Below are 12539 nucleotides of genomic sequence, written 5' to 3'. Positions count from 1 at the left end.
TTTCGCTTCGGGTATCACCCGAATATTTAAAAGACAATGTTGCATTGAACCCCTACAGATATTTTCGATCCGGGAGATGGTCCCCACACAACAGGCATAACTCTCATGGATAAATCCGGAGAGACCTCAAAGTCATACAATTGAGCATCAACATATGCATCAACCATACACAACGCATATACACCAACAGCTACGATAATAGCCAGATCTCTATTTCTTCTAAAAAAATCTTTTTTCCTTCTTAATGCATCCTGAAGCTTTTCTTTACCTCCATAGATATTATTATTCAAATCATCGCCCGGCTGTAGAAAGTCCATATATGCTCCATTCTGTACATTTAAGACAGCATCTCTATATGCATTTTTATAATCGCCATAAACCCGTCCATTCCACGTGATGGCATAAACAATACCCAAAGCTCCACCATAAATAATAGGCAATTTCCAATATTTACGATTATAAGCTTGTCCTAGTCCCGGAAAGATGGCAGATAATAAAACAGCTTTTGTAGAGTTCGGCTTAAACTCGGCCTCACCAAATGCCAAAGCACTCTTATCCAGCACAATAGCCTCCGTCTCTATAAGAGGAACAATTGTATCGGACTTAACAACTCTATCATTTGCTGCATCTACTTTTCTATTGACTGAAGTCGTTGAGTCAACCGACAGAGGCTCCTGTGCATTTAATGAAAACATCAAGCTCCCCAATACATGCAACAGACAAATTACTCCCCCTCTACTCATATATGATAATACGGACAATATTCTTTTTTATTTTTTCAGTTGATCTAATATTGCAATAATCTTTTCAAGTTCTTCTTCCGTTTTGAATGGAATACTGATTTTTCCTTTCCCCTGATCATTACATGTTAACTGAACCTTTGTATTGAAAAATTTAGATAAATGATTTTTCAAGATATCAAATTCCTCTGGGGTTGCTTTTTTAACTCCTGTTTTTTTAACAGCTTCTACGACTTTCTCTTCTTTGAGTAAATCTTCTAGCTTTTCTCCTTTAGCTATTGCACGAACATATTCTTCAACTTTACGAACCGAAAGCCCTTCTTCTAGTATCAGTTCATAAACCTCAAGTTGAGCTGCGGCATCTTCAAGCGCCACCAAAGTACGAGCATGAGCCATATCAATCTTCTTATCTCTGATTCCCATCTGTATTTCAGCAGGCAGTTTCAAAAGGCGAAGATAATTGGCTATTGTAGTTCTTTTCTTTCCTACTCTCTCACTCAGTTTTTCTTGAGTAAGGTCATAAGTCTCTATTAATTTTTGATAAGCAAGTGCTATTTCTATCGAGTTCAGATCTTCGCGTTGAATATTTTCTATCAACGCCATCTCCATTACAGTTTCGTCTTCGGCAGTTTTCACATAAGCCGGAATAGATGTTAAACCTGCAATCTGAGATGCTCTGTATCGTCTTTCCCCTGCTATAATTTGATATGAATCGTCTTCTACCTTTCGCAGTGTAATAGGTTGAATCACCCCTATCTGGCGAATAGATGCTGCTAACTCTTCCAACAATTCTTCGTCAAAGACATGTCTTGGCTGATCAGGGTTTGCATGTATTTTAGACAACTCTATTTCATTAATAGAAGATGACCCTTCAGTCTTTACCTCATCAATTGTAATAAGAGCATCAAGCCCTCTACCCAAAACCATTTTTTTACTCATATCAACTCGTTAAGTATTAAATCAGAAAAGCAAAGTTAAGAATTTTTCTCGATAAGTTCTTTTGCCAATTGCATATGATTTACAGCTCCTTTAGATGCCGCATCGTAAACCAATACAGGTTGGGCAAAACTTTGAGATTCGCTTAACTTCACATTACGCTGAATTACAGTTGTAAATACCAAATCCTGGAAGTGGCTTTTTACTTCTTCATATATTTGGTTTGCAAGACGCAGACGTGCATCATACATAGTTAGTAAAAATCCTTCTATCTCAAGAGCCGGATTTAGCTTGTTTTTTATTATCTTGATCGTATTCAACAGTTTGCTTATACCTTCCAATGCAAAATATTCGCACTGAACAGGAATTATAATAGAATCTGCAGCAGTAAGAGCATTTACTGTTATCAGCCCTAAAGAGGGAGAACAGTCAATCAATATATAGTCATAGTCTTCTTTTAGAGAGACCAGAACCGTAGACAGTTGTTTTTCTCTATTTTCGACATTCAACATTTCCAGCTCTGCCCCAACTAGATTAATATGAGATGGAATTATATCCAGACGTTCTATTTCTGTTTTCACAATTGCCTCTTTAGGCAAAGCAGATCCTATCAAACATTCGTAAACCGTCTTGTTTACCTTTTTTATATCTACTCCTAATCCGGATGAAGCATTTGCTTGAGGGTCGGCATCTACTACCAACACTTTTTTTTCCAATGCTGCCAAAGAAGCTGCCAAATTTATTGTTGTAGTTGTTTTACCTACACCTCCCTTTTGATTAGCTAATGCAATAATTTTACCCATAGAATATTATAATGTATTTTGACGACAAATTAAAGAATAAAAAATAGGATATGGAAGTTAAATATATGTAACAGTTTGTTTCTTGTTGAAAAGTCTATGTTATTGTTAATAAGTCAAAACATGACAATAAAGACCTCTAAACCTCTAAAATTCGTTCTACATGAGACAACCAGCCATTATAATCAAAACGGGCTACTGCTCTATCCAGATCGGCACTATACTTTACTGACAAAGATGCATCATCAAGCACAGCCTTCATTCCTTCATAAACACCTTCCGAACTATTGGGCACCAAAATTCCATATTGACCGTTGGCTACAATATCGCGAGGGCCGCCACAATCTGTCGTAATAACAGGAGTTTTCAATGCCATAGATTCCAACAAGGATAGAGAAAAGCTTTCTCTTTCGGACACACATAAAGACCATTTACTTTGAAGAACATAAGGGAACGGATTATCTAATCTTCCTTTAGGGATAATAAGATCTTCAATGCCTTTATTTATCAATTCATTCTTCATATCGGCACTATCTGTCCCTTCACCTATTAGGTATACTTCGAAAGCATACCCTTCGTTTTTCAATCTACAGACTACATTAAATAATCTATCTATTCGTTTCTCTGCAGACAAACGAGTTATCAGAACAAAAGTTGTAATTGATTGAGGAACATCTTCGATAGGCGCTTTCGACAATTCAACAACCCTTGTCAAGTCTATCGCATTATAAAGTACTTCAACGCTATTAGGAGCTTGCTTTCCATCATGCAAGACAGACAAATAGGCTTCCTTTGCCGCATCGGAGACACAAATTACTTTATCAAAACAATCGTACGATCTTTGAACTATTTTGATATGCTTCTTATTCAACCATACAGCAAACCTCTCTTTCAAAGATCGTATCTCGTATTTCCGTTTATAAAGAATATTATGAATCCAAAGAATTTTGGCCAGCTTCATTTTACTGAACATGCGAGCATAGAATGTTTCCTTAAAGCAAAAAATTTCATCATAATCTGACTCCTTTAACCCTTTACTGTTTACAAAGTATACAGGAAAGAAAATCATCAGATTTTGCTCTATTTTTCGTCGGATATAGGATTCTTTTCCTGTAAAAAGATATTTGACATGAATAGATGGAGACAGCTTTCTTAACAAAATATCCTCTTCCGACTGCTCAGGTAGCAAAAGCGTTAACTCACATTCTTTTTTCTCTAAATGATTCAACAAGTCTACTAGAAGTTTTTCTGTACCTCCCATTGCCAAGCTATCATTAAAGAATAAGATTCGTTTCATATCCTTAAAAGGTTTAAGACACTATTTTTGCGACAGATTCTACCCAATAGTCTTCACTATTTAAACAAGGCACAAAAGAGAAATTCTTTCCTCCTTTTTTCAGAAATAACTCTTTTGCTACAATATTTATATCGTATAGGGTTTCTAAGTTGTCTGCTGCAAAACCAGGGGCTACAACTACAACTTTACCTAGTCCTTCTTCTGCTAACTCCTTAATAGTTTCATCCAACGATGGAGTCAACCATTTACTACCCATAGCTGAATGGTAAACCAATCTTGTTCTCTTGACATCGACATTTAGCTCTTTCAACAAAAGACGAATCGTTTCTTTGGTCTGAAATACATAATCGAACTCCTTCCCTTTGTTCCAGCCGGCTTCTACATGCGAAAGAGGTAGACTATGGAAAGTAAAGACAAGCTTATCAAATCCCTCTTGTAGATAAGGGCGAATACTAGTAGCTAATGATTTTATATATTCGGGATCATCAAAGTATGGCTCAATAAATTTTATTCTGAAAGGATAAGGACGTTTCATAAAGACATTAGCCACCTCGTCTAGTGCAGTCTTATAAGATGATTCTGCATATTGAGGAAATAATGGCAATACAACCACTTCGTGCAAACGATCGTTTTTCGCCATCAAACGTTCCAATGCCAATTGTACACTAGGTTCTCCATACCTCATTGCGACTTCTACCGGCATATCGGTAAGAGCTTCAAGTTTCTGAGCCAAAAGTCTTGCCTGTACCAACAACGGAGAGTCGTATTTCCCTTCTCCCCATATCATTCTATAATGATTAGCCGAGCCAAATTGACGAAACGGACCTATTATTCCTTTCACCAATATGGGACGAAACCAGTCCGCTACAGTCATCACATAAGGATCAGAAAGCATAGATTCGATAAAGAATCGAACATCTGCCCTCTCGTTTGTTTTTGGACTTCCTGTGTTTACTAATAAAACTCCCCTCATCGTTAAAGAAACGAACACCACCAAATTCTATTCATAAAAAGAAATTGGTGGTTCCGTTATATTTAGATTAAATTTCTATTTTCCCCTCAATTCACACATATGTTTCAAGAAGTAACACATCACCCTCCGGCGCTATAAATACATTTTCGGTATCTGCGGGGATAAGAACAGTTTCTCCTTGTTTGATATGTAAATCGTTCCCTTTATTATCTCTTATGTTACATGAGCCACCCATGCAGATATAAGCCACAAAAGAGTCGATAGCAGAATAATCTCTTGTTACACCTTTTGTCAGCTCTAACAGATTAGTAGTGAAGTAACGGCACGACTTCAATTCTACCGGTTGATTCTCTTTTCTTTCATAAGATGTTTGATAATCATCATACAACTTAAAATCAATTGCATCTTTCGCTAACTCTGTATGCAATTCACGCGGATTCCCATTCGCATCTGTACGATTATAGTCATAGATACGATATGTAATATTCGATGTTTGTTGTATTTCGGCTATAAATGTACCAGCACCTATAGCATGCACACGACCTGCAGGAAGGAAGAAAACATCTCCTTTTTTCACATCGTGTTTAGCCAGAAAGTCTACAAATGTATTGTTTTCTATGCTTTCGACATACGATTCTGGAGTCATTTGCTTCTCGAAGCCTGAATAAAGAAATGCTCCGGGTGCAGCATTTATCACATACCACATTTCTGTTTTACCAAACGAATTATGTCTTTTCTTAGCCAATTCATCATCCGGATGTACTTGTATTGATAAATTATCACGAGCATCTATAAATTTAATCAGCAAAGGGAATGTTGTTCCGAAAGTTTCAAAATTTTTCTTTCCCAAAAGCTGTTCTTTATAAGTAGCGATAACATCAGTCAGGTCCTTATTCTCCAATTCTCCGTTAGCTACAACAGAAACATTTCCTTCAACACTTGATATTTCCCAGCTCTCTCCAACTCCTTCTTCTTCGGGTGTAATCCCTTTAAACTTACATATATCGTTCCCTCCCCAAATAATAGACTTTAGGATGGGTTTAAACTTTAATGGATATAAATTCATTTTATTTATATTTTACTTTATTAAATAGAAAATTATGATGCAAAAATAATCAAAAATTTTCAGCTTACTGTCATCCTAACGATAAACGAAGCAATTGAAAAACTCATTTTAACAAAGACTAATCTTCTTTTTTCAACACGAATGCTATACGCGCTGGAATATATAGCTTCAACCAGCCTTTCCCGTCTTTAGCATATAGCTTATCTTCTTGGGTAAAATGCTCAACAGAATTGTCAACCAATGCATTTCCTCCATATGCGGCGTCATCCGAATTCAGAACTACTTTGTATTTCCCTTGAGGCGCAAGAAAACCGTAATCTGTAAATGATTTATTAGGGCTAAAATTGAATACAAATATTAAATCCCCCCGCTGATAAGCCAAGATCTGATCGTCATCTTTATCCCACAGTTTTACAACAGGGGTTTTCTCAAAATGTTTCACAGAGGAAATCAATCCTAACATATCCCGATCAAAATCACCCAAATAGTGATATTTCAAATCTTTATTATCTGCAAGCCACCACTGTCTGCGGGCATAAATATAAGACCAACCATTCCCTTCGCGAGGAAAATCTACCCATTCGGGGTGTCCAAATTCATTCCCCATAAAGTTTAGATATCCTCCATTTATAGTTGAGACTGTAGCTAATCGTATCATCTTATGCAAAGCGATTCCTCGTTCTGTAGCATAAGAACTACCATAATGCTTCGACATATACCAATACATATCAGCATCTATCAGACGGAATACAATTGTTTTATCTCCTACCAAAGCTTGATCGTGGCTTTCAGCATAAGAGATTGTTTTTTCATCTTCACGGCGATTCGTCAATTCCCAGAAAATACCGCTAGGATGCCAATCCTCATCCCTTCTCTCTTTTATTATTTTTATCCAATAGTCAGGGATATTCATTGCCATACGATAATCGAACCCGTAACCTCCGTCTTTTATTTTAGCTGCAAGTCCAGGCATACCACTCACTTCTTCAGCAATCGTGATTGCTTGAGACTTCACTTCATGAATTAGTTTATTAGCCAATGTCAGATAAGCAATTGCATCACCATCTTCATTACCATTGTAGTAATCAGCATAACCCGTAAAACTATCTCCTAGTCCATGACTATAATAGATCATAGACGTTACTCCATCGAAACGAAAACCGTCGAATTTAAATTCTTCGAGCCAATATTTACAATTCGACAGCAAGAAGTGCAAGACTTCATCACGTCCATAATTAAAGTTCAAAGAATCCCATGCCGGATGCTCTCTTCTTTCGCCTTCATGAAAATATTGAGAGTAAGATCCGTCAAATCGACCTAATCCTTCCAACTCATTTTTCACTGCATGCGAATGAACAATATCCATTATAACCGTCAATCCTAAAGCATGAGCATCGTCAATCAGATGTTTTAACTCATCAGGTGTACCAAAGCGCGAAGATGGAGCAAAAAAGCTGGAAACATGGTATCCAAAAGATCCATAGTAAGGATGCTCCTGTATAGCCATTATTTGAATCGCATTATACCCATCTTCTTTGATACGAGGAAGAATATTCACACGAAATTCTTCATATGTTCCCACACGTTCTTCCTCCACAGCCATCCCGATATGACACTCATATATCAACAGAGGATCTGTCTTGGGTTTAAACGTTTTCTTCTTAAATTGGTATGGCTCATCCGGCTCCCAAACCTGAGCACTGAATATATGAGTATTTGAGTCCTGTACCACACGAGTAGCCCATGCTGGGATACGCTCTCCTTCTCCTCCATCCCAGATAACGTTGAGCTTATATAAATCACCATGTTTAATTTTCTTCAAAGGAACTTTCAATTCCCATTCTCCATTATCGATTGGATACAGTTTAAATTCTTCCGTTCGTTGCCAACCATTAAAATCACCGACCATATATATGGCTGTAGCATTAGGTGCCCATTCACGAAACACCCACGACTTACTCGTCTTATGCAAACCAAAATATAAATAACCTGAGGCAAACTCAGAAAGAGTTTTTTCTCCATCATTGGTTAATTCTTTTTCTTTCTTTATTGCATAATTATACCTTCCTTCTATTGCATCTGCATAAGGTTTCAACCAAGGATCGTTTTTTATTAATTTAAGCATAGTAATAGATTATAGTGATTTTATTTCTTCCTTATTTTGATTACAACTTTTCTCACTGTTCCGTTTCCGATACATGGCGCATGTCCATCCTGTGGAAAAAAGACAACAAAATTTCCCGGAGCGACTGAAATCAACGAGGTATATTCATCCTTAAAAAATTGAATGTCTCTTTTTGGGTCAAACACCTCATCTTCTTGCACAAGTTCGGCTCTGAATTTCCATCCAAAGACCTCAGTACAACTGACGGGAAGTTGTATATCAATATATTCATTATGCACTTCGATAGGAGCTTCCGCCTGAGTTCTCATATCACTATCACTAATAATAGCAAACAGATCATCTCCCTTCAACTCTATTTTTCCAAGTGACGCATCTTTAAAGTTTGTCGATTTTATATAATCAAAAGCATCCTTAAACAAAGGATGCAATTCGTAGTATTTCTCAGCATTGCTTAAGCTATCCAGAATCATATCAGTTATTTTTATACTCCTCAGGAGTTACCACAATTGTTGTTTGATTTTTATTTACTTCGTCGGTATAGTAATAGCGCAACGTTACTTCATTTTCCCGAAGATATTTCATTGCCGGATTAGTTCTTATAATACTTATGATTATAGGCTTAAAACTTGCCTTAAACTTATCAGCATCGAGAATCAATCCTTCATTTACTACTGTATGATAATAACTGTAATTCTTATTCGGATGTGCTGCACAACTATCTAATCGAGTCCACTCATCCAACATTTTCGGACATTCAGCATTCGCCTCTTTGGCTATCTTCTTTAATTGGCTATCGACATCGCCTGCACAGCTAACAAAAGCTGCGACACATACGAGTAAAATCAAATATACAAAAGATTTCCTTTTTAATATTTTATTCATTTTTCTGTAGTTAGCTTTTACAAGTTTAATGAATTTAATCCACTTTTTAGTTAATTTCTTCATTTTTTCCTCCCTCCCACTGGCAATTAGTTTCAGCCTCACATAATTTTATCTATTTTTGCACAAAAACCAATATTTTATAAATAATAGTATATGAAGAAGTTTCTACTTGTTTTAAGTTTATTTATCATGATTTATTCTTGTGACAATACAAGCAATAAGAATTCAGACAATCCGCTTTTGGCTGAATTCAATACGCCTAATGGAGTTCCTCCATTCGACATTATAAAAGCTGAGCATTTTCTTCCTGCTTATGAAGAAGCAATGAAGATTCATAATGCCGAAATAGAAGCTATAGTAAACAACAACGAGGCTCCTACTTTCGAGAACACAATTGTAGCTTTAGATCACTCGGGACGTATGATGGGAAAAGTGGGTGCTGTATTATCTGTTATGACCGGCACTATGTCCGACTCTACATTCCAAGCAATAGAAAAAGAAATCACACCTAAACGCACAGAGCATTACGACAATATCAACTTCAACGTTGCTCTATTCGATCGTATCAAGCAGGTTCATGATGACAGTGCAAGTGTAGCGAACCTTACAACTGAGCAAAAAATACTTCTAAAAGAAACATACAAAGGATTTGTGCGTTCTGGTATTTTACTTGACGAAGCAAAACAAGCTCGTCTTCGTGAGATCAATAAAGAATTAAGCTCAGCGTCTTTAGCTTTCAACCAAAACTTATTGAAAGAGACAGACAACTACCAACTGATAATTGACAAAAAAGAAGACCTTTCCGGTCTGCCTGAAGATGTGATCGCAGCAGCAGCTAAAGCCGCTAAAGATAACAAAATGGAAGGCAAATGGTTATTTGGTCTAGGGAAAACTAGTTGGGAGCCATTCTTACAGTATGCTGACAATCGTGATTTGCGCGAAAAACTTTACAAAGCGATGTACATGCGTGCAAACAACGACAATGAATACGACAACAAAGAGAACATCAAAAAGATTGTTGCTCTAAGACTTGAAAAAGCGAATCTTCTTGGCTATAAGACCCACGCTGATTATGTACTAGAAGAAACAATGGCTAAAACTCCTGAGAATGTGATGAGCCTTCTTAACAACATATGGAGCTATGCACTACCTCAGGCAAAAAAGGAGCGTGATGAATTACAAGCTATAGCAAAAAAAGAAGGTCACAATATCAAAATTGAATCTTGGGACTGGTGGTATTATGCTGAAAAGCTACGTAAAGAGAAATATGCTCTTGACGAAGAAGCTCTAAAACCATACTTCCAAGCAGATAATGTACGCAACGGAGTCTTCACTGTAGCAAACAAACTATACGGCATCACCTTTAAACAAAGAACAGACATCCCTGTATATCAACAAGATGTAAAAGCATATGAGGTAAATGATGCAGATGGTTCTCTTATCGGGATCATCTATTTCGACGACTTTGCGCGTGCAGGAAAACGCCCGGGAGCATGGATGAGCAGCTTCCGCAAACAAGAAGTATTTAACGGCGAATTTGTACATCCGCTAATCTATAATGTAGGAAACTATAACCCTCCTGCCAACGGAAAGCCAGCTCTACTAACATTAGACCAAGTAGAAACTATGTTCCACGAGTTTGGGCATGGTCTTCACGGTCTTCTTTCTAAATGTACTTACTACGGTCTTTCAGGCACTTCTGTTGCTCGCGACTTCGTAGAGCTTCCATCTCAGGTTATGGAACATTGGGCGTTCGAACCTGAAGTATTAAAAGAATATGCGAAACATTACGAAACAGGCGAAGTTATACCTGAAGAGCTTATCAAAAAAATACAGAACGCAGGTTACTTCAACCAAGGGTTTATGACTACTGAGCTTGTTGCTGCTGCTATTCTTGACATGAAATGGTATACAATGTCGTCTTCTCAAAACTTTGACCCTAAAAGCACAGAAAGCCTTAAACAACTTGACGTAAACAAATTTGAGGCTGATGCAATGAACCAAATAGGTTTAATTTCAGAAATTATCCCAAGATATAAGAGTACTTACTTCCAACATGTATTTAGTGGTGGTTATTCTTCAGGATACTATAGCTACCTATGGTCAGAAGTTCTGGACTCGGATGCATACCAAGCTTTTGTAGAAAAAGGAAACATCTTCGATCAAGAGACAGCTAAAGCTTTCCGCGAAAATGTTCTTTCTAAAGGAGGCACAGATGAACCAATGACTCTTTATAAGAAATTTAGAGGAGCAGAGCCTAATCCTATTTATCTACTAAAAAACAGAGGTTTTGTAAAATAAGTAGTTTTATTATCTTTGCAATTCTAAAAATTAACCAATAAAACAGAAAATACAATGGCAACTACTGCAGATATAAGAAACGGGATGTGCATCGACATAGATGGACAATACTTCGTTATCGTAGAATTTCTACACGTTAAACCAGGAAAAGGTGCGGCTTTTGTTCGCACAAAAATGAGAAGTGTAACAACTGGCCGTATCCTTGAAAGAACATTCAATGCGGGTGTAAAACTAGACGAAGTTCGTATCGAAAGACGCCCTTACCAATACCTTTATCAGGATGATATGGGATACAACTTCATGAATACTGAAACTTTCGAACAAGTTTCTATCCCTGGAGAAACGATCTCAGGTGTAGCTTTCCTTAAAGAAGGCGACATGGTTGAAGTACAAGTACACGCTGAAACAGAAACGATCCTAACTGCAGAAATGCCTCAAAACGTAATACTAGAGATTACGTATACCGAACCAGGTATTAAAGGCGACACTGCTACTAACACATTGAAACCTGCGACAGTAGAAACTGGAGCTGAAGTACGTGTTCCTCTTTTCATCAACGAAGGTGACAAAGTGAAGATCAACACAGCTGACGGTTCGTATGTGGAAAGAGTGAAAAGCTAATTAAAACTTTTCTATATATCATAAAAGAGGTATATCTTTGGGTATACCTCTTTTTTTTATGGAAAACAAACTAAAACTAAACATCAAAGATTGGGCTATAGAAGATCGCCCAAGAGAGAAAATGCTCTTAAAAGGAGTTACTGCTCTATCTGATGCAGAACTACTAGGAATACTTATCGGTTCGGGCAACAAAAAAGAAACCGCAGTAGAACTAGCTCAACGGATATTACACAGCGTTTCGAACAACTTAAATACTCTAGGCAAACTAGACATCAAGCACCTGATAAAAAACTTCAATGGAATTGGAGAAGCGAAAGCCATAACCATCGCTGCTGCATTAGAACTAGGACGGCGACGAAAGTTATCCGAGATTGCAACACAGCCACAAATAACATCCAGTGATGATGTTTATCAACTATTCCATCCTATACTAGCAGATTTAAAACACGAAGAAGTTTGGCTTCTTCTACTCAATAAAGCCAATAGAGTTATAAAGAAAATACAACTCAGCAAAGGAGGTATTGCCGGTACCGTTATCGACATACGAATGATAATGAAAGAAGCGATTGAATCCTTATCCTCTGCAATAATTCTTTGTCACAATCACCCTTCGGGCAACACCAATCCAAGCAGAGAAGATGACCAAATAACGCTAAAAATGAAAGAAGCCGGTGAGATTATGGATGTAAAATTGCTCGATCATCTTATTATCTGCGACGACTCATATTATAGCTATTTGGATAAAGGTCGACTATAGCAAGCCCGATTCATCTTTTTTCACTATTTTTGCAGCAATAA

12 protein-coding genes are annotated in these 12539 nt (G+C 37.2%); 3 read left to right on the top strand and 9 right to left on the bottom strand.

Features of this window, described 5'->3' with window-relative positions; translation table 11 throughout:
- Window positions 1–26: 26 nt before the first annotated feature.
- From DHU68_RS11640 to DHU68_RS11600, 9 genes are all read right to left on the bottom strand, one after another.
- Window positions 27–743 (bottom strand): DUF5683 domain-containing protein, encoded by a 717-nt coding sequence (locus DHU68_RS11640; protein WP_108823163.1) that lies wholly within the window; start codon window positions 741–743, stop codon window positions 27–29.
- Window positions 744–770: 27 nt separating this feature from the next.
- The gene (locus DHU68_RS11635) at window positions 771–1679 is read right to left on the bottom strand and encodes a ParB/RepB/Spo0J family partition protein (protein WP_108823162.1); all 909 of its coding nucleotides are present in this window, start codon (window positions 1677–1679) and stop codon (window positions 771–773) included.
- Window positions 1680–1714: 35 nt separating this feature from the next.
- Window positions 1715–2479 (bottom strand): ParA family protein, encoded by a 765-nt coding sequence (locus tag DHU68_RS11630; RefSeq protein ID WP_108823161.1) that lies wholly within the window; start codon window positions 2477–2479, stop codon window positions 1715–1717.
- 136 nt (window positions 2480–2615) lie between these two features.
- On the bottom strand, window positions 2616–3773 hold the full coding sequence (locus DHU68_RS11625) for a glycosyltransferase (RefSeq protein ID WP_108823160.1): 1158 nt from the start codon (window positions 3771–3773) through the stop codon (window positions 2616–2618).
- A gap of 13 nt (window positions 3774–3786) precedes the next feature.
- Complete coding sequence (gene hemH, locus DHU68_RS11620) at window positions 3787–4746, bottom strand: ferrochelatase (protein ID WP_108823159.1); 960 nt, start codon at window positions 4744–4746, stop codon at window positions 3787–3789.
- Window positions 4747–4837: 91 nt separating this feature from the next.
- A complete protein-coding gene (locus DHU68_RS11615; protein WP_108823158.1) occupies window positions 4838–5812 on the bottom strand; it encodes a type I phosphomannose isomerase catalytic subunit in 975 nt (324 codons plus the stop codon).
- 118 nt (window positions 5813–5930) lie between these two features.
- Window positions 5931–7937 (bottom strand): alpha amylase C-terminal domain-containing protein, encoded by a 2007-nt coding sequence (locus tag DHU68_RS11610; protein ID WP_108823157.1) that lies wholly within the window; start codon window positions 7935–7937, stop codon window positions 5931–5933.
- A 20-nt stretch (window positions 7938–7957) separates the two neighbouring features.
- Complete coding sequence (locus DHU68_RS11605) at window positions 7958–8407, bottom strand: YhcH/YjgK/YiaL family protein (RefSeq protein WP_108823156.1); 450 nt, start codon at window positions 8405–8407, stop codon at window positions 7958–7960.
- Window position 8408: 1 nt separating this feature from the next.
- Window positions 8409–8819 carry a hypothetical protein gene (locus tag DHU68_RS11600; RefSeq protein ID WP_160111126.1) on the bottom strand — a complete coding sequence of 137 codons (411 nt, stop codon included), beginning with the start codon at window positions 8817–8819 and terminating at the stop codon, window positions 8409–8411.
- 153 nt (window positions 8820–8972) lie between these two features.
- Between DHU68_RS11600 and DHU68_RS11595 the strand changes: the two genes are divergently transcribed.
- The 3 genes from DHU68_RS11595 to radC are packed head-to-tail and all read left to right on the top strand — an operon-like array spanning window position 8973 to window position 12498.
- Entirely contained in the window at window positions 8973–11120 is a 2148-nt protein-coding gene (locus tag DHU68_RS11595; RefSeq protein WP_108823154.1) for a M3 family metallopeptidase, read from the top strand.
- Between the two features lie 54 nt (window positions 11121–11174).
- The gene (gene efp / locus DHU68_RS11590) at window positions 11175–11741 is read left to right on the top strand and encodes an elongation factor P (RefSeq protein WP_108823153.1); all 567 of its coding nucleotides are present in this window, start codon (window positions 11175–11177) and stop codon (window positions 11739–11741) included.
- A 58-nt stretch (window positions 11742–11799) separates the two neighbouring features.
- Window positions 11800–12498 (top strand): DNA repair protein RadC, encoded by a 699-nt coding sequence (gene radC / locus DHU68_RS11585; RefSeq protein ID WP_108823152.1) that lies wholly within the window; start codon window positions 11800–11802, stop codon window positions 12496–12498.
- Window positions 12499–12539 lie beyond the last annotated feature (41 nt).

Origin of the sequence: Dysgonomonas sp. Marseille-P4361, from assembly GCF_900343125.1 — a bacterium.
Lineage (GTDB): Bacteria > Bacteroidota > Bacteroidia > Bacteroidales > Dysgonomonadaceae > Dysgonomonas.
This window is presented reverse-complemented; position numbering and strand designations above follow the sequence as displayed.